15 protein-coding genes are annotated in these 22,137 nt (G+C 45.9%); 12 read left to right on the top strand and 3 right to left on the bottom strand.

The window, feature by feature from the left end; all coding sequences use genetic code 11:
• Positions 1-158: 158 nt before the first annotated feature.
• A complete protein-coding gene (locus Q335_RS0100665; RefSeq protein ID WP_156929863.1) occupies positions 159-1,553 on the top strand; it encodes a tryptophan--tRNA ligase in 1,395 nt (464 codons plus the stop codon).
• Positions 1,554-1,566: 13 nt separating this feature from the next.
• On the top strand, positions 1,567-2,910 hold the full coding sequence (locus Q335_RS0100670; RefSeq protein ID WP_028356968.1) for a Na+/H+ antiporter NhaC family protein: 1,344 nt from the start codon (positions 1,567-1,569) through the stop codon (positions 2,908-2,910).
• A gap of 9 nt (positions 2,911-2,919) precedes the next feature.
• Here the strand turns inward: Q335_RS0100670 and Q335_RS0100675 are convergent, their stop codons facing one another.
• A complete protein-coding gene (locus tag Q335_RS0100675) occupies positions 2,920-5,274 on the bottom strand; it encodes a Tex family protein (RefSeq protein ID WP_028356969.1) in 2,355 nt (784 codons plus the stop codon).
• 212 nt (positions 5,275-5,486) lie between these two features.
• Between Q335_RS0100675 and yoaA the strand changes: the two genes are divergently transcribed.
• Positions 5,487-7,631: a DNA repair helicase YoaA gene (gene yoaA, locus Q335_RS0100680; protein ID WP_038369118.1), complete on the top strand. Its 2,145-nt coding sequence runs from the start codon at positions 5,487-5,489 to the stop codon at positions 7,629-7,631.
• A gap of 81 nt (positions 7,632-7,712) precedes the next feature.
• On the opposite strand, the gene Q335_RS0100685 is transcribed toward yoaA, so the two are convergent.
• Positions 7,713-8,540, bottom strand: coding sequence for an outer membrane protein assembly factor BamD (locus tag Q335_RS0100685; RefSeq protein ID WP_038369119.1), 828 nt, complete (start codon positions 8,538-8,540; stop codon positions 7,713-7,715).
• Positions 8,541-8,641: 101 nt separating this feature from the next.
• On the opposite strand from Q335_RS0100685, the gene Q335_RS0100690 reads away from it, so the two are divergent.
• Positions 8,642-9,619 carry an RluA family pseudouridine synthase gene (locus Q335_RS0100690; protein WP_051532193.1) on the top strand — a complete coding sequence of 326 codons (978 nt, stop codon included), beginning with the start codon at positions 8,642-8,644 and terminating at the stop codon, positions 9,617-9,619.
• Positions 9,616-10,617 carry a purine nucleoside phosphorylase YfiH/LACC1 family protein gene (locus tag Q335_RS09930; RefSeq protein WP_051532194.1) on the top strand — a complete coding sequence of 334 codons (1,002 nt, stop codon included), beginning with the start codon at positions 9,616-9,618 and terminating at the stop codon, positions 10,615-10,617. Before Q335_RS0100690 ends, Q335_RS09930 begins: the two co-directional genes overlap by 4 nt.
• A 16-nt stretch (positions 10,618-10,633) precedes the next feature.
• Here the strand turns inward: Q335_RS09930 and Q335_RS10470 are convergent, their stop codons facing one another.
• Positions 10,634-10,720, bottom strand: coding sequence for a hypothetical protein (locus Q335_RS10470; protein ID WP_483771097.1), 87 nt, complete (start codon positions 10,718-10,720; stop codon positions 10,634-10,636).
• Here Q335_RS10470 and Q335_RS0100700 point away from each other — a divergent pair.
• The 7 genes from Q335_RS0100700 (at position 10,686) to Q335_RS0100735 (ending at position 21,308) form a co-directional block, all read left to right on the top strand.
• Positions 10,686-12,518, top strand: a complete 1,833-nt coding sequence (locus Q335_RS0100700) for an alpha/beta fold hydrolase (RefSeq protein ID WP_245588258.1) — start codon at positions 10,686-10,688, stop codon at positions 12,516-12,518. The two genes, Q335_RS10470 and Q335_RS0100700, sit on opposite strands and share 35 nt — an antisense overlap.
• Positions 12,519-12,591: 73 nt before the next feature.
• Positions 12,592-13,329, top strand: a complete 738-nt coding sequence (gene phbB, locus Q335_RS0100705) for an acetoacetyl-CoA reductase (protein WP_028356974.1) — start codon at positions 12,592-12,594, stop codon at positions 13,327-13,329.
• A 436-nt stretch (positions 13,330-13,765) separates the two neighbouring features.
• The gene (locus Q335_RS0100710; RefSeq protein ID WP_038369121.1) at positions 13,766-14,587 is read left to right on the top strand and encodes an OmpA family protein; all 822 of its coding nucleotides are present in this window, start codon (positions 13,766-13,768) and stop codon (positions 14,585-14,587) included.
• 238 nt (positions 14,588-14,825) lie between these two features.
• On the top strand, positions 14,826-16,325 hold the full coding sequence (gene nirK, locus Q335_RS0100715; protein ID WP_028356976.1) for a copper-containing nitrite reductase: 1,500 nt from the start codon (positions 14,826-14,828) through the stop codon (positions 16,323-16,325).
• 173 nt (positions 16,326-16,498) lie between these two features.
• On the top strand, positions 16,499-17,329 hold the full coding sequence (locus tag Q335_RS0100720) for a formylglycine-generating enzyme family protein (RefSeq protein ID WP_156929864.1): 831 nt from the start codon (positions 16,499-16,501) through the stop codon (positions 17,327-17,329).
• Positions 17,330-17,754: 425 nt separating this feature from the next.
• Positions 17,755-19,134 carry a porin gene (locus Q335_RS0100725; protein WP_028356978.1) on the top strand — a complete coding sequence of 460 codons (1,380 nt, stop codon included), beginning with the start codon at positions 17,755-17,757 and terminating at the stop codon, positions 19,132-19,134.
• 794 nt (positions 19,135-19,928) lie between these two features.
• The gene (locus tag Q335_RS0100735; RefSeq protein ID WP_028356979.1) at positions 19,929-21,308 is read left to right on the top strand and encodes a porin; all 1,380 of its coding nucleotides are present in this window, start codon (positions 19,929-19,931) and stop codon (positions 21,306-21,308) included.
• Positions 21,309-22,137 lie beyond the last annotated feature (829 nt).

The following is a 22,137-nucleotide window of genomic DNA, read 5'->3' on the forward strand; positions in this document are numbered from 1 at the left end:
CACATCAAGTATTTTCACCACTCACGCATAGTGCCTTGCTTTTGTTTCAAGATGACAAATATGACTGTGTCTTACTGCTCTCTAAGAGTTTTAAGGCGCGTCTACTACAAAAATTGAATCAAAAAGTCCATCACTAATTCATGCGGAGTCCTTTATTTATGTCTAAAACAAGAGTTCTTACAGGTATTACCACATCAGGCACACCGCATTTAGGCAATTATGCGGGTGCTATCCGCCCAGCCATCTTATCGAGTCAAGACGCTAATGTCGATGCGTTCTTTTTCTTAGCGGACTATCACGCCTTGATTAAATGTGATGATCCGCAGCGTGTGGCCGATTCACGTCGTCAAATCGCCGCCACTTGGCTAGCTGCGGGCTTAAACCCAGAGACGGTGACATTTTATCGGCAGTCCGACCTACCAGAAATTCCTGAATTGTCTTGGATTTTGACCTGCATGACGCCGAAAGGATTGATGAATCGCGCCCACGCCTATAAAGCAATGGTCGACAAAAACCTCGAGAAACAAGAGGAACCGGATGATGGCGTGACCATGGGGTTGTTTTCTTATCCTGTACTCATGGCAGCGGATATCCTCTTATTTAAAGCCCATAAAGTCCCTGTCGGCCGTGACCAGATTCAACACCTCGAAATGGCTCGCGATATTGCGCAACGTTTTAACCACCATTATGGTCAAGGCCAAGACTATTTTGTGTTGCCAGAAGTGCTGCTTGACGACAATGTCGCGACTCTACCGGGCTTAGATGGCCGCAAAATGTCCAAAAGCTATAACAACACCATTCCTTTATTTGAAGGTAGTGATAAGGACCTCAAAAACGCGATTGCGCGCATCCAAACGGACTCCAAGGCGCCAGGAGAGGCCAAGGAACCTGATGATAGTGCGATTTTCTTGCTTTACAAGGCTTTTGCTAAACCTGAACAAAGCCAAGCTTTTGCGCAGCAATTGCGTGAGGGCATGGCTTGGGGCGAGGCCAAACAGCAGTTATACAGCCTCTTGCAACATATGATTGCGCCTATGCGTGAGCGCTATATGGATTTAATGCAACGTCCAGATGATCTCGAAGATATTTTGTTAGCAGGCGCCCAAAAAGCGCGCCGTATCGCCACACCATTTATGGCACAAATTCGAGAGGCAGTAGGGCTAGTAAGATCTAACAGTATGGTCACACAAGGCGCTCGCGCAAGCGCTGAGCCAAGTGGCAAAGACAAAACCAATAAATCCAAAAAAACGGCGCGCTTTATTAGTTTCAGAGATGAAGCAGGGCAGTTTATGTTCCGACTATTAGATGCGCATGGCCAAGAAATCCTTCGCTCAGTGCCTTTTGATCAACCTAAAACTGCAGGACAATGGATTAAAACGCTACAAAATTCGGCTATCGATGATTATTTAATTGCCACAGACGACCTAACGCAAGCGGGCTTGCAATTCCAACAACAAAAAATTGCTAGTGCCATCGATGCTCATCAATATTCTAGCGTGCAGGCTTGGCAAGAAGATCTCAAACAACAACTAGCGAGTTTTAGCGAAGACTAAAAAAGGGGGAGTGATGAATGCTGTTGTCGTGGCTATTGCCATTGTTGTAGTCCTGAGTCTGCTACGGATTTCTGTGGTACTTTCCATGGTCGTGGGGGCCGTTGTGGGGGGCCTAGTGGCGGGTCTACCGTTTCTCGATGTCGTGCATGCCTTTGAAAAAGGTCTAGGAGGCGGCGCGGTCATCGCACTAGGTTATGGAACCTTGGGCGCATTTGCCGTCGTACTTTCGCGCACGGGGGTAACGCAAGCCTTTGCCGATTTACTCATTCAGAAGGTCAACCACAATGCCAAGCTCGGCAAAACCGCCAAGGGTTTGGTATTTATTATATTTCTGAGTCTGATTGCTATGGGGTTTGCGGCCGAGAGTATTGTACCAATTCATATTGCTTTTATACCCATCGTGGTGCCACCACTGTTATTGGTATTTAACAAACTACAGCTAGATCGCCGAGCGATCGCTTGTGCGCTGACCTTTAGTGTGGTCACGATGTACATGGCGGTGCCTCTAGGGTATGGCGCCATTTACCTCAATGACATCCTCATGAAAAGTATTAATGAGGCCGCGCAACCCTTCGGACATGTTTATAAGCAGTCCTTGGCCATGAAAGCCATGGCTATTCCGTGCTTAGGTATGTTAGTAGGGGCACTTACTGCGATTCTTTTTACCTATCGCAAAAAACGTGTTTATCAAGATTTGCCCATTGCTGATGATAGCAATGATAGCCCAACCCCTAAGCTCAATCTTTTACAAAAATTGATTGTATTGGGGGGCATTGTCTTGGCCTTGGTCACGCAAGTGGTGACTAATTCCATGGTCTTTAGTGGTGTCGTCGGTTTTTCGGTGGTCTCACTCAGTGGTGTAGTCAACTGGAAGGAGCAAGATCATTATTTCTTGCAAGGTATGCGCCTGATGGCCATGATTGGCTTTATTATGATTACGGCCAATGGTTTTGCAGAAGTCATGAAAACCACCGGTGAAATCCCACAATTAGTCAGTGCTAGTGCCGAGATGATTGGCCACAACAAAAGCATTGCCGCCTTGGTGATGCTGATTATCGGTTTACTCATCACACTTGGCATTGGTTCATCGTTCTCAACCATCCCAATTATTGCCACCATTTATGTGCCTATGTGCATCCAATTTGGCTTTTCACCGTTGGCCACGATTGCGTTAATTGGTGCCGCGGGCGCTTTGGGGGATGCTGGTTCGCCAGCCTCGGATTCGACCTTAGGTCCGTCTGCCGCCTTGGGAGCAGATGGTCAGCATAACCATATTTGGGATACGGTGGTGCCGACCTTTATACACCTTAATCTGCCCTTAATCGCCGCAGGATGGATTGCCGCGATGATCTTATAATTTGTAGAATTATTTCTTTAACTTCGCAAACGCCTGTGCCATCGCTCCTTGAGGCACAGGTTTTTTGTGCTGCGAAGACTTGGCCTGAGCGCTGGATGCTTTGCGACCAGACTTAGGGTTGTGGGTGGACGTGGTACTGGCATCATCGTTCAGACGCATTGTCAAAGAAATACGTTGACGTTGAGGATCTGCTTCTAGGACTTTAACAGTGACCGTTTGGCCCACACGGACTACATCGCGGGGATCTTTAACAAACTGTTCTGATAGGGCGGAGATATGGACCAAACCATCTTGGTGCACGCCGATATCAACAAAGGCCCCAAAATTCGCCACATTGCTGACGACCCCCTCCAGAATCATGCCCGGCTGCAAGTCTTTAATGGTTTCAATGCCATCCTTAAACGTAGCAGTTTTAAATTCAGGGCGGGGGTCACGACCCGGCTTTTCGAGTTCACTAAAAATATCTTTAACCGTAGGCAAACCAAATTGCTCATCGGTAAATTGCGCAGGTGACAGGCCCTTAAGTGCATCTTTTTGACCCATCACCGCTTTGATATCGGTGGCGGCTTGATTGAGAATACGCTCTACCACAGCGTAGGCCTCAGGGTGTACCGCCGAAGCGTCGAGCGGATTATCACCATTGATAATACGTAAAAAACCAGCCGCTTGCTCAAACGTTTTGGCGCCAAAACGACTAACCTGTAGCAAATCTTGTCGATTTTTAAAGACGCCATGTTGATTGCGCCATTCGACGATATTATTGGCCAAGCTATTGTTGAGCCCAGATATATGAGCCAAGAGTGCGGCCGATGCTGTATTGACATCTACGCCCACAGCGTTGACGCAATCCTCGATGACCTTATCGAGGGCATTGGCTAATTGTCGTTGGTTGACATCGTGCTGATATTGCCCCACACCAATGGCTTTAGGATCGATTTTGACCAATTCAGCCAATGGATCTTGCAAACGACGCGCGATAGAGACGGCGCCGCGCAGGCTGACATCTAAATCCGGGAACTCAGCGGCCGCCAAAGAAGAGGCGGAGTATACCGACGCGCCAGCTTCGGACACGACTATTTTGGTCACGCCTGTGATCGCAAATTCCTTAAATAAATCACTCACCAGTTTTTCTGTTTCACGGGAGGCGGTCCCATTGCCGATGGCAATTAACTGGATATGGTGACGGTGAATGAGTGCCGCCAGGCTGCGCAACGCTCCTTCACGATCTTTACGTGGTTCAAAAGGATAAATCGTAGTGGTTTCTAGCAACTTCCCGGTGTGATCGATTGCCGCGACTTTTACACCCGTACGAATCCCGGGATCTAAGCCGAGGACGTTTTTTGGACCCGCGGGTGCTGCCAATAACAAATCTTTAAGATTGCGAGCAAATACTTGGATGGCTTCGAGCTCAGCACGTTCACGTAAGTGATTGATAAATTCATTTTCAAAGGCGGGTAATAATTTGACACGCCAAGTCCAGCGCGCGAGCTCGGCCAACCATTTACCTCTATCAGCCTCTTTGCTGGCAAAATCAGCTCCCAGGTGTAGAAAATCGTTAATTTTGAGTAAAGCTGGATGTGGGATTTCTTGTTCTAGGGTTGGATTTAAACCCAAGTGTAAGTGTAAAAATCCTTGCTGGCGTCCTCGTAGAAGTGCTAAGACTCGATGGGAAGGCATTTGCTGGAGGACTTCATTAAAATCAAACCAATCTCGGAATTTATCGCCTTCTTGTTCTTTACCTTCGATCACTTTGGCATAAATATGGCCAAAGCGCTCGATATAGTCACGCATATAGGCTAGTAAGTCGGCATTTTCTGCAAAGTTTTCGGCCAGGATATCACGCGCGCCATTTAAGGCGTCTTTGCTGTCATTAATATTGTGCTCAGGATTGAGATAATCATTGGCGAGTTGATATGGATCCGCTTTGGCATCCTGCAGAATGGCTTGCGCCAGAGGTAATAAACCAGCTTCTTTAGCGATTTGTGCACGGGTGCGACGCTTAGGCTTATAAGGTGCGTATAGATCCTCTAGGCGCTGTTTGGTATCGGCGTGTTCAATTTGGGCGGCTAGTTCTTCAGTGAGCTGACCTTGTTCTTCGATAGACGCCAAAATGGCCAAGCGCCGTTCTGCCAGTTCGCGTAAATATAATAAACGCACTTCAAGCTGCCGTAGCACGGTATCGTCAAGCCCCCCTGTCACCTCCTTGCGATAACGGGCAATAAAGGGCACGGTAGCCCCCTGATCCATGAGAGCCACTGTGGCATTAATTTGACCAGGACGGACGTGTAACTCCTCAGCTAATTGCTGATAAATTCTTGCTTGATCAACCGCTTTAGTGTCGGTCGGTGCATTTACTTCTGTCATAAAAGCCTTTTTGAGAATTTTTATAAAACCTAAATTTTGCCATAGATTAATTATGGAACGTTTAAATTCGCTTCTCTAGGCTGTAGATGAGCCATGATTGGCATTGAAGATACGTAGTTAACTCTAAGATAAATAAGCGTTTTTTTAAGAAAAAGCATGCCGTATGAATTAAAATAATAGTTTACGGATCTTTTTTGTAGTTGCGCTTTGCAATGCCGATTTATCACCACGTTACCGATTACTTTAACGCCGATGGGCCTTTTGCCAAAAAATCACCCCATTATCGCTTTCGTCAAGCTCAGTTGGAGTTGGCACAAGCGATTGAGCAAACCATCCAAAAAAACGGCACGCTGGTAGCAGAGGCAGGTACAGGTACGGGCAAGACCTGGGCTTATTTGGTGCCAGCTTTTCTGAGTGAGGGTAAGGTCATTATTTCTACCGGTACCAAGACACTCCAAGATCAACTGTTCAACAAAGATGTGGCGGCCGTGCGTCAGGCCACAAAATTACCAGTCCAAGTCGCCTTACTCAAGGGGCGTGCGAATTACGTCTGTCACTACTATCTCAATCGCCTCGAAGAAGAAGGCAAGAGTTTAGCCTCCAAACGCGAGGCCGAGGATTTTCAAAAAATCAAACGTTTTGCACAAAGTTCAGCGACTGGTGATAAGACGGACTGTAGTTCAGTCAATGAAAACGCGCCAATTTGGATGCGCGTGACCTCCACCCAAGAAAACTGTCTGGGCAAAGACTGCCCTTTTTTAGACGAGTGTTTTGTGTTAAAGGCGCGCAAACGCGCTCAAGAAGCCGAAGTGGTGATTGTGAATCACTCTTTGTACATGGCTGACTATATGCTCAGACAGCAAAAAATTTACGATTTACTGCCGGCCGCCGATACGGTGATTTTTGATGAGGCGCACCAATTGCCTGATTGTGCTACGGACTTTATGGGTAGCATGGTGAGTACGCATCATGTACATGAATGGTTGCGCGCCGTACAAGTTGATTTTAGTAGCTTACTCAAAGATGTCTCCCAAGAATGGAAGAGCGCCCCTACGCAGGCCCAAACAGCGCTGTCAGAATTAATTTTGGCTTGCCGTTTTTTAGAAAAGACCTCTTCACAACGCAAGGTGTATACCCAAATTCCAGAGTTAGATAAGTTTTTGCCAGTGTATAAGCAATTTTTGCAACAGATCTTAGAGCTCGTACTCATCCTGCAAAAAGTGCAAGAACGTCATACCGATTTAGGGGCGCGCGCCAAAGAGGGCGCTAAGCTTTATGAGTCATTTCTGGATTGGTTACCCTCGTCTGAACAATCCCCAAAAAATCATCCCTTGGGACTCGATCTCAGCTCAGAAGAGGCCAAAGCCATTATTCAAACCCTCGCCGAAAAGCATGATCCATTGGCAGAAGTCCAAGCCGCCGATCAGCCTGAGGCGACGACCTCAGAGACAGGCAAGGAGTCTGAGGTAACGCCGCAAGTAGAGATCGATTATATTCGCTGGTTAGAACTCAATAGCACACGCCAACATATTCGTTTTTCAAAGGCTCCCCTCAGTGTGCAGGAATTTGGTCGTAGTAAATTGCCCGACCAAAGCTGGGTCTTTACCTCCGCCACCATTTCAGTCAATAAGCAGCCCGATTTTTTTACCAAGACCCTTGGCTTAACAAAATATACCTATAAGCATTGGGATTCGCCTTTTGACTATCAAGACCGTGCACTGATGTATGTGCTACCGCGTTCTGCACCCCTATATACGGAGGAAGGTTATAACAGCTATCTTGTGGATACGGTTCTCAAGTTATTACCTTACACATGGGGAGGAACCTTGATTTTGTGTACCAGCTTACGGGCGGTCGATGAAATAGCGGCATTATTGCAGCAGGCGAAGGAAGAGCAGTTACACCATAAGACCGTCTTTAAACAGGGTGATAGCCCACGTGCTGTGCTGGCTGAACAGTTTCGAGAAGACGGCAAAGCGATATTAGTGGCGAGCGCCTCTTTTTGGGAAGGTGTGGATTTTCCTGGGGATGTATTGACATTATTGGTGATTGATAAGTTACCATTTGCACCGCCAGATGACCCTGTACTTGAAGCCAGGATCAAAGCCTGTAAGGAGAGAGGGGGGAATCCGTTTATGGAATTTCAAATCCCTCATGCAGCGATTGCACTCAAGCAAGGCGTTGGTCGCTTGATTCGAACCGAACGCGATAGTGGCGTGCTTGTGATTGGTGATACGCGCTTAGTGGATAAGCCTTATGGCAAGTTACTCTGGAAGAGTTTGCCGGAATTTGCCCGCAGTCGTGAACTGGAGTATGCGATCAATTTTATGCAGGCGCAAACTAAAGCCAGCGCCTAGTTCGGTAATCCTTACAAACAAGTCTAAAAAAAACCGCTCCAGCGGGAGCGGTTAATGACATAAAGATCTGCTAACAAATGATTAGTTGGTGAACCAACCTTTGGGGCTAAAGTGGTCGATCCAAGATTTGTCTTTGTCCAGCCCCCCCTCTAGGTACTCTGTATTCGGGAAGTTTTGTAATAAGACGCGACGGGCGTCACTGGCTTGCTCTGGTTTATGCAGAGCATCATAAGAGAGCATCATAATATAAAGTGCACGCTCTGCAGCCGTCACACCTGTAAAGTCACGAATCACGGCTTGGGCGCGGTTAATCGCTGCCACATAGGCGCCACGGCGATAGTAGTATTCGGCGACATTGACCTCATTTTGAGCGATGGTGCTCACTAACCAAGATAAGCGTAGTTTGGCATCGCGCGCATATTTTCCATCTGGAAAGCGTTTGACCAACTCACTGAAGGCCGCATAAGATTGGCGCAGACCCTTAGGATCACGCTCAGAGGGATCTTGACCCGTGTAGCTATTCAGAAAAGCGCTTGGCGGTGTGAAAGTAATCAAACCTTTGAGGTAGAGCATGTATTCGACCCCAGGGTGACCGGGATACATTTGTAAGAAACGGTCGATAGCCGCCGTGGCTTTTTCGGGTTCATCGTCCTTGAAGTCGACATAGGCTTGGTCGATTAATGACTGTTGCGCATAACTAGAATAAGGGAAACGCGTCTCAATGGCTGATAAGTAAGCACGGGCTTTTTTCCATTCGCCGCCACGTACACTTTCGCGAGCTGCATTGTAAATTTGTGGTGCGGTCCATTCAATGGTTTCGTCATCCACTACTTCTTGCGTACTCGAGCAAGCTACCATTAATCCCGACAAGGCCGCCAGAAGGGCAGCATTAAGCAATTTTTTGGACATAAATAAATTCACTCAAAGGTTAAAAGCCGTGCATATAATTTCATATAATTATATAGCAACGAAATATTATATTATTAAATCTTAAAAAAGCACCACAACTAATGACCCAGCCCTCGCAAATAGATACCACTGAACAAGCGTCAAGCAAAGAATTAGTATTCGAATTGCCTCTCGAACAAGAAACGCAGCGTTTGGATAAGTATCTCTCAGCGCAGCTCCCTGAGCATTCGCGCAGTCGCATTCAAGATTGGATTACGCAAGGCTTTGTCACCGTCAACGGCCGCGCCGTTAAGCCCAAACATCAAGTAGTTGGACTCGATCGGATTCACGTGATCCCACAAGCCGCACCCGAAGACAGCGCTTTTGAACCTGAAGATGTCGACTTTGAGGTCATAGCGGAGCACCGAGATTGGCTGGTCATCAATAAGCCGGTAGGCCTAGTGACCCACCCTGGCGCTGGCAATTGGTCGGGCACCTTACTCAATGGCTTATTATTTAGGTACCCAGAGTTAGCACGTGTGGCGCGCGCAGGGATTGTGCATCGACTCGATAAGGATACTTCTGGCTTATTAGTGGTAGCGCGCACTGAGACGGCGCAGACGGCTTTAGTACGACAATTACAGGCCCGCACCGTCGGGCGTCTATATACAGCACTAGTCAAAGGCCATACCAAAGCCGCTGGACAGGTCGACAAAGCGATTGGCCGTGATCCTAAAGTTCCCGTTCGTATGAGTAGTGAAGCAGCGATCGCCCCGAAACCCGCCTTGACCGAATATCAGGTCTTACGACGTGGTGACTGGCAAGACCATGCGATTAGCATGGTGCAATGCAAATTACATACAGGACGCACGCACCAGATACGGGTGCATTTATCAAGCATTCAACATCCGCTGCTTGGAGATACGCTTTATCAAGGGCCTGAGTGGGCGGGGGCAGAGCGACAAATGCTGCATGCGCGCGTCCTACAGTTTAAAGATCCCCAAAGTCAAACCCTCCAGCATTTTGAGGCGCCGTTGGCACCAGATATGTGTGCTGTGATAGAGAATATTCATTGGCTGCCAAACGAGGAAAACCCATGACCGATTTGCACGCTCTTCGACAGATTTGTTTAGCCACGGGACCACGGCTTGAGGGGATTGCCTATGGTACGACTTTACGTCAAGGCGGCTGTTCTGAAGGCGCCTGTGATTCCTTAAATTTAGCCTTGCATGTCAATGATCAAACGGCGCATGTACTACAAAATCGTGCCTTAATTCAATCCTTGTGTGGCCGCCAACCGCATTGGCTCTCGCAGACCCATAGCGCGATTGTGTTTGATCCATCACAACCGGATACGGTCCAATACAATGAACGTCATGAGCCGATTGCCGATGCGGCAGTGACTGATTCAAGCCAAGATGTATTGGCGGTACTTACAGCAGATTGCCTGCCAGTCGTGCTGGCCGATACCCAACGCCGCATCATTGCCGTCGCGCACGGAGGCTGGCGTGGTGTACTCAACGGCATTTTGCAAAACACCATTGCCGCTATGCGACGTAAGCAGGCGCAGGTTGATTTTGCTTGGATTGGGCCGAGCATTAGCGCTGCGGTGTTTGAAGTGGGAGTGGATGTTTATCAAAGCTTTGTGCAGCAAGATGACGCTTTTGCGCAATTTTTTAAGCCCATCGCACCTGAGGTGGATTTTTATGCGTGCTTGGCGCAACAACCTCTTAGACATCCATGGTCGCAAGCTAGTGCCAAGGCACTGAGTAGTTTAAGTACCCGTTTGTGGCCTGGAACTGCCTTTAAAGTCCTAAAAAGTTCACCGCAGTTAGCGACTAATGCTATATTTAAAGAGCAGGATGTTGTTTTTTATGATGATCTCATAAGTGATGGTGCAGTCTCTGGTGCCACGCTTGAGGTGACGAAGTACTTATTTGATTTGGCGGGAGCGGCGAGCTATATTTTGCAAGGCGCAGGCGTTACACAGGTGTTTCGTAGTGATTTATGTACCTATTTACATAACGACTGCTTCTTCTCCCATAGGCGCTCCGCTCAACAAGGCAGAATGGCGACGTTGGTCTGGCTCCAAACCTAAATTCAAGTACTTGTCCCTATGAGGTCTTTGCTGGTTTCTTCACTATCACAAAGTTTAGGAGGGACTTTATGAACGATCCGAAAACCGCCAGTACAGAAAGCACCTCAGATACTGTGACTCAGCGCCAGTCGCCAAATAGCGCCAAGGACACGATGAGTACACCTCCTAGCGCTCCCAGCACGGTCAGCATTGAACACCACAACGCTAACGAGTTATTCCCCGTTACCAATGAATCTGCGGCAAAAATAGAGCAGGCTAGTGCTCAAGCGGAACCGGACACTGCCTCAGACCCGTTATTAGCTTGGCATAGTGATTTTGTAAAACCTTGGCTACAAATTCAAGAAACATTCAATCAAGGCTTTCTGCAGCTCTGGCAAGACAGTGTTAATCAGTCATTAGCTCCCCTCAAAGACAAACGCTTTAGCCACGCCGCCTGGCAGCAATGGCCGCATCTCAATTACTTAGCCCATTTATACGATTTATCCGCGAGCACACTTAGAGAGATGGCCAAGCAGTCGCCATTGCCCGAAGAACTCAAACAAAAAATTGAGTTTGCGCTCGAGCAATGGTTAGCCGCCATCGCTCCTAGCAACTACTTTGCCCTCAATGCCGAAGCCTTAAGTCAATGCCTAGAGAGTCATGGCGCTTCTTTACAAATGGGTAATCTCAACTTATGGCACGATCTGCAACAGGGTCGCATCTCAATGAGTGACGAGAGCGCCTTTGAGGTTGGCCATAACCTAGCGACCACCCCGGGTAAGATTGTTTATCGGAATCGATTATTTGAATTAATCCAATATACACCGCAACAAGCCAATACCTATCGTATTCCACTACTTATGGTGCCGCCTTGCATTAATAAATTTTATATTTTGGATTTGCAAGCGCATAACTCCTTAGTGGCTTACGCGCTGCAACAAGGCTTTACGGTATTTATGATGTCCTGGCGTAACCCCATGCCCGAAGATCAAGATGGTATTCAAGAAGCGCGCTGGGATGATTATATTGACCAAGGCGTTTTGCAAGCCGCCAAGGTGGTACGAGACATTACGCAAACACCCCAAATCAATGCCTTAGGATTTTGTGTGGGTGGCACGCTACTGGCGACCGCGGCGGCCATTACAGCTGCAAGACAAGAGCCGCTTTTTAAGAGCTTGAGCTTGTTGACGACGTTTGTGGATTTTTCGGATACGGGCATTATTGATGTCTTTGTCGATGAAGCCTTTGTGAGCCAAAAAGAAGCCGAGATAGGCCAGTCGGGTCTGTTTCCGGCTCGCGACCTCATGAATACCTTTTCCTTTATTCGTCCGAGCGAATTAGTGTGGTCCTATGTGAGCAATAATTATTTGCTAGGCAAGTCACCCTTGCCCTTTGATTTATTGTATTGGAATTGTGACAGTACCAATATTGCTGGGCCTTTTTATTGTTGGTATTTGCGTCATACCTATTTAGAAAATAAGCTCATCAAGCCAGGTGTGACTGCCGTCAATGGAACGCCATTGGATTTTTCCAAGATCCAGCTTCCTGTCTTTTACTACAGCAGCATCAAGGATCATATTGTGCCGTGGCATACGGCTTTTAAATCAGCGCAGTATTTGGGATCACAAGTTAGCTTTGTATTGGGTGCTTCCGGCCATGTAGCAGGTGTCATTAATCCACCCTCCAAAAATAAACGCCATTATTGGTCCATACCAGGTCATTTACTAACTCCCTCAGACAGTGCTGAGGAATGGCTAAAAAATAGCCAACAAACGCCAGGCAGCTGGTGGCCAGCCTGGTCAACATGGTTAAGTCAGTACGCAGGTGAGCGTGCAGCAGCGCACCCGACAGCAGGTAACCAGCAGTACCCAGTTTTAGACGATGCCCCCGGCGACTATGTCAAGGTGCGGGCGATTGAGTAATCAGAGTAATGACGTGCCAAGTCGTGGCATGAAGGTTTTTGAGGGCAGCGGTAATTAATTATAGGAGTCGGAGATGAGCAAAAAAATAGCGTATGTGACTGGTGGTATGGGAGGACTTGGGACGGCTTTTTGTCAAAGCCTAGCGCAACAAGGATTTAAAGTGGTCGCCGGTCATAGTTTGCAACGTGATCCAAGTGATTGGCTAAAGCAGCAACACAAAGCAGGTTTTGAATTTATCGCTTCGGCATGCGATGTCACGGACTGGGACTCCTGCGTGGCGGCTTTTGATAAGGTCAAAAAAGAGCATGGCGTGGTGAGTGTCTTAGTCAATAACGCTGGCATTACCCGTGATGCAAAATTTCGCAAAATGAAAGTCCAAGCCTGGCATGATGTGATCAATACCAACCTCAATAGTCTCTTTAATGTCACCAAACAAGTCGTCGAAGATATGGTTGGGCAAAAGTGGGGGCGCATTATCAATATTGGTTCTATCAACGGCCAGAGGGGGCAGTTTGGGCAAACCAATTATTCAGCGGCAAAAGCGGGGATTCACGGGTTTACAATGGCCTTGGCGCAAGAGCTAGCCAATAAACACATTACTGTGAATACAATTTCACCGGGCTATGTGGGCACTGAAATGGTTCGTGCTGTGCCCGCGGATATTCTCGACAAACTTGTGGCGACCATCCCCCTAAAACGTCTCGGTGAACCCAAAGAGATTGCTTCACTCGTGGCATGGCTAGCTTCCGAAGAGGCGGCTTTTGCAACGGGTGCGAATTTCGATATCAATGGTGGGATGTATATGAATTAAAAGTCTATTTAACAGGCTAAAGCGCTTCTGACCCTAGGGTTATGAGCGCTTTTTTGTTGTGCTAAAAACGCATCAGAAGTAAGTCAATTAAGCACAATCACATAAAATACCTATTGTGGTTAAAATACAACAAACCTATAATTAACATAAACTACATCTTGTAACTACATGATTTTGCATACGAATTACCTGCAAAGCCCTGTAGGGGCGGGGCATTTGCAAGAGTTGTTTAAGGAATCATCTGTAATATTTAGAATAAATTGGTTAATATATAGACAGGTATATGAATTTTTCACCTAATGAATCACATTTAGTAAGTGCAAAGTTCGTTACGATCTTTTTATGGGTTTGGCTAGGCGTACATTTGGAGTTCTTCGAATGATTCAGCCTATCGCTTATTCATAAATAAACTTTTTTTTCAAAGGAGTGTTGTTATATGAAAACAATGAAATTGAAAGCGTTAATGGCCGCTGTTGTCGGTGCTGTAGCCTTATCTGCGTGCAGCAGCATCAACGGTGTTGATACCCAATGGCCTGACTATTCAAAAGCCCACTACCAAGATCGCCAAAAAGCGTATCCTAACCCACAAGTCTTTGAAATGATCAAACCAACGGTTAGCCGTTCTAAAGTCTTTGACTTGTTAGGTGCTCCTCACTTTGACGACCTTAACCTTGCTAGTGCTCATACTTGGGACTATGTGTTCCACTTCCGTACACCAGGTGTTGGTGCTAACAACGAGTCTATCTGCCAATTCAAAGTGGTCTTCGATACCGACGGTTATGTCCAAAGCTACTACTGGCACGCTGCTGAACCAAAAGACATCGATTGCCCTCCAGCAACTGGTCGTGTAGCCCCACAAAAAGTGGCTGTAGATGCTGATGCTTTATTCGGTTTCGACAAAGACAAAATCCGCCCAGAAAGCCAACAAAAACTAGACGCGCTAGTGTCTAACTTAGGTCGCCTACAAAATATCACAGCGATCCAAGTCGTTGGTTACACTGACCCTATCGGTAACCCAACTTACAACCAAGGCTTGTCTGAGCGTCGTGCTCGCAGCGTTGGCCAATACTTAGTTAAACGTGGTGTGCCTGCCAATGCTATCCAAGCCGCTGGTCGTGGCGAAGCTAACCCAGTCGTTAACTGCGAAGGCAAAGGTCGTGAAGCAATCAAATGTAACGCACCTAACCGCCGTGTAGAAGTTCAAGTACAAGGTCAAGCTGTGCCAGCCGCTGCCCAAACGACTCGCGCTCAACAATAATGGCTGAGTGAGTAGTGCAGTAGTTTTTGTATTACTGCACTACGACAGAGTAATAAGCCCGAAAGTTCAGCTTTCGGGCTTTTTTTTGCCTGTTTTGCGCTATCTCTTGAGCTGGCACAAGCAATCCGTACTAATTTGTAAGGATATTATACAAACTGCAACCAATCCTCGTTAAGATGAAAGAATAAAGATTCGTCATCGGCTGTGTTCAACACAGCGCTCTTTTAAGGAGAAAAACATGAAGCTAAAAACCTGTAGCGCCTGTATTTTGCTGGCCTTAAGTTTAAATAGTGGCTTAGCTTGGGGTCAAAGCAATGATAAGCCACAGGCAAGCTCAACAGTAGCTGCGCCAGAAAAACAAGCGGTGAGTACAAAATCCACCCAAGAGTTGCCAGTGATTGAGGCTGAGAGAGTAGCGCCCCCACATGTTCCTAAACCGATAAACCGCGATTACCCCGCTAAAGTCGTGGTTAAAATGCAAACCATCGAAAAAGTCATGCGTCTAGCCGATGGCGTTGATTACCGTTACTGGACCTTTGATGGTACGGTACCAGGGACTTTCTTGAGGGTGCGAGAGGGTGACACGGTCGAAATGCATTTCTCTAATCATCCAGATTCAAAACTGCCCCATAATATTGACTTACATGGCGCTACAGGGCCAGGCGGTGGTGCTGCGTCCAGTATGACGTCGCCAGGTCATACGTCCGTGTTTTCTTTCAAAGCCTTACAAGCCGGTTTATATGTCTATCACTGTGCCACGGCGCCAGTGGGTATGCATATTGCTAATGGCATGTATGGTTTGATTTTGGTGGAACCGCCAGAAGGGCTCTCTAAAGTCGATCACGAGTACTATGTCATGCAAGGGGATTTTTATACCAAAGGCGCTTATGGTGAGACAGGGCTACAGCCTTTTGACATGAAAAAAGCCATTGATGAGCACCCTGACTACGTCGTCTTTAATGGTTCGGTAGGTGCGTTGGCTGGCAAAAATTCATTGACTGCCAAAACCAATGAGAAAGTACGTTTATTTGTTGGTAATGGTGGCCCTAATTTAGTCTCTTCTTTCCATGTTATTGGCGAAATTTTTGATAATGTCTATGTAGAAGGGGGCAAATTAGTCAATCACAATTTGCAAACGACCTTAATCCCTGCTGGGGGCGCGGCGACCGTGGAATTTACCACGAACGTACCAGGCAAGCTTACACTTGTTGACCATTCTATTTTCCGTGCCTTCAATAAAGGAGCCTTAGGTACGATTGAGGTCAGTGGCCCAGAAGATAAAGCTATTTACTCCGGCAAAATACGGGATGAAGTTTATTTGCCAGAGGGCGCAGCGATTCGCGCCTATGACACCGGTGAGAAACCCCAAGCCATTAAGGCCAAAAACAAAGACGAGCAAATTGAGTTTGGTAAACGGGTCTATGTCAATAACTGTCAAGCCTGTCACCAGGCGGATGGTCAAGGCATTGCTAATGTCTTCCCGCCATTGGCTAATTCAGACTTCTTGAATGCTGACCACAAGCGCGCCACCGAGATAGTGATGCATGGTTTTAATGGGGCGATTACGGTAAATGGCCATCACTATGATGCGGTAATGCCTGCCTTACAACTGAACGATGAGGATGTCGCTAATGTGGTGACCTTCTTATTAAATAGTTGGGACAACAAAGGCGGTGTGATGGATGTCAATGAGGTCAAAAAAATCCGTCAAACGCATCAAAGTGCCGACAAGAAATAAAACTTAGTTGTCTAGCTAGCAATAATATAAGCCTCATGCCCTTGCGTTCGTGATGCAATGTGCGCCTGAGGCTTATGTTTTCTTATAAGTTTATGTTTATGGCGAGAAGGTTCATTATGTGCAATGCGCAGAATTTTCAAGAGCCGCGTCAGTGTAGACGTGGCTTGAGTGCTATGGCTTGTATCATTCTGATCACGCTAGGCGTAGGTTCAGAAGTGAAGGCCCAACAACGCCAAGCTCCCTTGGATGCGGTTGCTCAAGTCAATATACAAGGCGGGGAATTTCGCTCCTTATATTCGAGTCAAGCCAGCCCTTTAGTATGGGTCAAAGCCTTTAAGATCGACAAAACGCCGGTGACTAATCAAGCTTTTTATAACTTTCTACAAGCTCAACCGCAATGGCAACCGCAACACATCAAGCCCATGTTTGCCGAAGCCAATTACTTGCAGCATTGGCAAAAAACCACTAAAGACGGTCAAGTAAGCTACCAACCTCCACCTAAGCAACGACAATCGCCCGTGACCAATGTCTCTTGGTTTGCCGCTCAGGCCTATTGCAAGGCGCAAGGCAAACATTTACCCAGCACGGCCGAATGGGAGTTTGTCGCAAAGGCTTCTGAGCATTTGGCTGATGGGCGTCATGATCCAGCCTATACCGACACCATACTGCGTTGGTACGAAAGCCGTGCGAGTAATGATTTGCCCGCTGTGGGGCAGCAGCCCGCTAACTATTATGGTGTACAAGATCTTCATGGATTAATTTGGGAATGGACGCAAGACTTTGCTAGCGCCAAACAACGTGCGCTCGATAAAAGCAATCTGCAAACGATTAACAAAGATGGCATAGACAGTCGTGTTAATCTTGGCGCATTTTGTGGCGCAGCGGCGAGTGGGGTGGCCGATCCCAGTGACTATGCGGCGTTTATGCGAGATTCTCTACGCAATAGCTTGAAGGCTAATTATGTGTTGCCTAGCCTGGGTTTTAGATGTGCCACCTCGCGCTAAGAGGCGGGGTAATTTACCAAAAAAACAACAAAATAGTTTTCTTATGGATGGTTGTTGTATGAAAACATCAAAAAACCACCCGAATATGTAAAAACCGTGGTTTTTACACCAAAAAAACAGTCACTAAAAGCATTTTTGTGTACACTAAAACCGTAGACCGAGGCGTAAGTAAGACTTAGAATTATTCCAAGTTTTCTTGCGATTACATAAACCACGGACTGGTGCTGTTAATGGTTGGTTGTGGTAGATAGCCAACAAAATAACAGTAAATTCACTGAAAAACAGGTTTTTTTGCTAATTAAGGTGGTAAAAAAATCTATTATTTGTTGCAATAGATACAACATCCCTCTTAGGGATTTTGTGGGTGGTAACTAAAGATAACATTGGTTATTAGCCTTATTATCAAATCTACGGAGATTTTCGAAATGAAAAAAACATTGCTTGCTGCTGCTTTATTAGCTGGTTTTGCTGGTGTTGCCCAAGCTGAAAGTTCAGTAACTCTTTATGGTTTAGTTGATGCTGGTTATGGTATCGACCAAACTAAAACGACTCGTGATAGCAACGAGCGTATCGGTAGCCGTACTATCAAAAACCCTGTGACTGGTCTTCCACAATACATCGAAGGCACTAAAATCGGTGGTTTCTCTAAACGTGAACGTAACCTAGGTGCTCAAAGTGGTGTTGCTAACGGTAACCGCTGGGGTATGAAAGGTTCTGAAGACTTAGGTAACGGTACTTCTGCTATCTTCAAATTAGAAAGTGGCTTTAACTTAGGTAATGGTAAATCTTCACAAGGTGGTCGTTTGTTCGGTCGTGAAGCCTTTGTTGGTTTGACTGGCGAAGACTGGGGTACTTTCACTATTGGTCGTCAATACAATGCTGGTGATGCTTTCTTAGCTCCTATCGACCCAATGGGCACTAACTTCGGTACTGCATCTGCAACTTCTGCTTTCGGTGACTCTCTTTCTGGTCGTTTCGACGGCGTTATCAAATACGTTTCTCCAAACGTTGAAGGCTTCCAATGGGCAGTCGGTGGTGTGGCTCAATCTAACACCGTTGACTACGAAGGTTCTTTAGGTTTTGATCCTGCACAACGTCACCAAGACGGTAAAACTAAAAACGAAACTTACGGTGTAACGACTGGTTTCGGTTATACTTACGGCCCATTGTACATCGGTGCTGGTTATGACTGGGTTTGGGGTCGTTCTAAAGAAGACAACTGGGACGGCAAACAATTCGGCGGTGGCTATAACAACTCTATCAGCCGTATGCACGCTTGGAACGTTGGTTTAACTTACGACTTCGACGTTGTTAAATTACACTTAATGTATGGTCAACAACACGGTGGTTCTTACGCTGCTTTAATGCGTAACGGCGACAAATTCGAAGACGACTTGTTCAACCCATTAAACGGTGGTGATTTCGTTCGTCACGCTGACGCAGACGGCAACACGACTGGTTACTCTGACCCAATGGGCGAAGGCTACCACTCTCAAGCTTGGGTAGCTGGTATCTCTGCTCCAGTTACTGAAGCCGGTACTTTATTCGTTTCTTACCAAGGTAACCACCAAAAAAATGGTAACGCTGAAGCTAACTGGTTGAACGGTGTTCAATTACACGACGCTGACCAAAAAGCTATCGGTCACATCGCTTCTATCGCATACAAACACCAATTGTCTAAACGTACTGCTGTTTACGCGACTGGTTCTTATGGTTGGTCTAAAAACAACTTCCACGACCAATACGATACTACTGAAAAAACTAAATCTATCTTCGGCGCTATCGGTTTACAACACCGTTTCTAATCGTCGCTTAAGCTAGTATTAGTTAGTTTAGTGCACAAAACCGCCCTCCAGAGGGCGGTTTTTTTATGCTTATTTCATTTATGTATCAAATCAAGATTAAAAAGCATAGTGGCTAAACCTATGGCTGATAGGCCATGACTCAATGAGGGCTGCAACAAGCAAGCAGAAGGTGAGAGTAAGCTTTGTAAGCGGGGACCAAGCATAATTAACTACAAATCATAAACATCAAACACTCAGCAAAATGCACAAGCCCAAACATCAAGCAATAAATATTAGATATCAGTAGGAGGTGCAAAGGTGCGGCAGTCGTCACATGGTTTGTTGCCCAGCATCTATCATGTAGTGACTAGTTGAGTTACACCTGTTAACACCAGTCAAACGACAGAAATATGAAAATGTGCTTAAAATTCACTTGATTGTTGTATAAAAACATCAAAATAAATCGCTAAAGTGTAATAAACGTCGTTTTTTAGCAAAAAGAACTGCAGATATCTAAGCTTAGGAGTACACTGAAACTGTAGACCGAGGCAGGATCAAAACTTAAAGTAATTTCTTAAGTTTTCTTCATCATACATACCCCGGCCTTTAATCTGTTTGTTGTTGAGGCTTGGCTGCAATAGCTGGCCAACAAAAGGGCAGGAAATAAATCTATGGTGGTTTTTTTGTAACGCCCATGTTTCAAAAAACTCCATCTTTGTTCAAATAGATACAACACCTTTTCCCAAGGGTGTCGTTAGTAACCATTCAGTAATCTCGGTTATTAACGTTTTATCAAGTCTACGGAGAGTTTCAAAATGAAAAAAACATTACTTGCAGCTGCTTTATTAGCTGGTTTCGCTGGTGTTGCCCAAGCTGAAAGTTCAGTTACTTTGTATGGTGTCGTTGACGCTGGTTACGGTATTGACCAAACTAAAACAACTCGTACCAGTAACGAACGTATTGGTAACCGTACCATCAAAAATCCAGTAACTGGTTTGCCTCAATTCGTTCAAGGCGAAAAATTAGGTGGTTTCTCTAAACGTGAACGTAATCTTGGCGCACAAAGTGGTGTTGCAGGTGATAACCGTTGGGGTATGATGGGTTCTGAAGACCTAGGTAATGGTACTTCTGCTATCTTCAAACTCGAAAGTGGTTTTGATTTAGGTAACGGCCGCACAACTAACGGTGGTCGCTTATTCGGTCAAGAAGCTTTTGTTGGTTTAACTGGTGAAGACTGGGGTACTTTCACTATCGGTCGTCAATACAATGCGGGTGACGCTTTCTTAGCTCCAATCGACCCTATGGGTACTGACTTCGGTCTTGGTGGTGCAACTTCTGCTTTCGGTAACTCACTATCTGGTCGTTTCGATGGCGTTCTTAAATATGTGTCTCCAAACGTTGAAGGCTTCCAATGGGCAGTCGGTGGTGTGGCTCAATCTAACACTGTTGACTACGAAGGTTCTTTAGGTTTTGATCCTGCTCAACGTCACCAAGACGGTAAAACTAAAAACGAAACTTACGGTGTAACAACTGGTATTGGTTATACTTACGGACCTTTGTATATCGGCGCTGGCTATGACTGGATTTGGGGTCGTTCTAAAGCAGACAACTGGGATGACGGTAAATTCGGTGGCGGCTATAACAACTCTATCAGCCGTATGCACGCTTGGAACGTTGGTTTAACTTACGACTTCGACGTTGTTAAATTACACTTATTGTATGGTCAACAACACGGCGGTTCTTACGCAGCTTTAATGCGTGATGGCGATGACTTCGAAGACGGTTTGTTCAATCCACTTAATGGTGGTGACTTAGTTGCACACACTAACAAAGCGGGTGATGTCGTGGGCTACGCTGACCCATTAGGTGAGGGTTACCACTCTCAAGCTTGGTTAGCAGGTATTTCTGCTCCAGTCTCAGAAAACGGTACCTTATTCATTTCTTACCAAGGTAACCACCAAAAAAATGGTAACTCAGAAGCTAACTGGTTCAATGGTGTTCAATTGCACGACGCAGACCAAAAAGCAATTGGTCATATTGCTGCCATTGCCTACAAACACCAATTATCTAAACGCACTGCCGTTTATGCCACTGGTGCTTACGGTTGGTCCAAAAATAACTTCCACGACCAATACGATACCACTGACAAAACTAAAGCAGTATTTGGTGCTATCGGCTTACAACACAGCTTCTAAGCATGCTTAACTGACTGTAGTATGAATAAAAACCGCCCGAGTAGGGCGGTTTTTTCATGTCTTTTTTAATCGAGAGGACTACTCATAAACGCAGATGACTCCCTGTCATAGAAGTAGAGAAGGGGAGGCTAAGCGCTAATTACCTGAGTAAGATTAGCCTCTCTCAATATGTCAAACCCCAAATCCCAGCAGCATGCTGTTTAAGTAAGCCTAATTTTGGGTAAAAAACAATATAGCAGACTAAATAAATACCCAGGCCGTATCTCTTTCTAATCCATGAGTTATTGCTAAAGCAGCAGGACTGTTATTGATAAGCAGTCGTTATTTGGCTCACACAGGTAGCATCTACACTTTCTATACCACTGTGGTCGCTGCATTTTTGATGCACTATGAATTACCACTAAACAACGTGCTTAAACTGGAAACATCCGTTGGTCTTATCTAATGGCAAGGATTAAATAGGGGGTGTAATGCTTTTTACGTATTCTAATCTTTGGATGCGAACAGGGTTATTCATATCACTGCAAGTTATATGCTATAGAATAGGAATTAGATCCCTAGGGCTTTTACTAGGGTTTGGCTCTTAATATTTGTTGCAATTTTACGTATACGAGTTTACTGCAGTCTTGCCTTGTTTATATTTAGTTGATAACAAGATAATGAATTTTAAAAGAAGTTATTGATAAATGATAATAGAACTCATTTATTTAACGTAAAATATATTCACAATAGCCCAAAAAAATGGCTTATAAGTATTAGAAATGCTACAATTATTAAGATATAGGTGTCTAGGCAAATATATTTTCTAATAGCGCAAGCTTAAATGTGC

The sequence above is a fragment of the Brackiella oedipodis DSM 13743 genome (assembly GCF_000621025.1).
GTDB lineage: Bacteria > Pseudomonadota > Gammaproteobacteria > Burkholderiales > Burkholderiaceae_B > Oligella > Oligella oedipodis.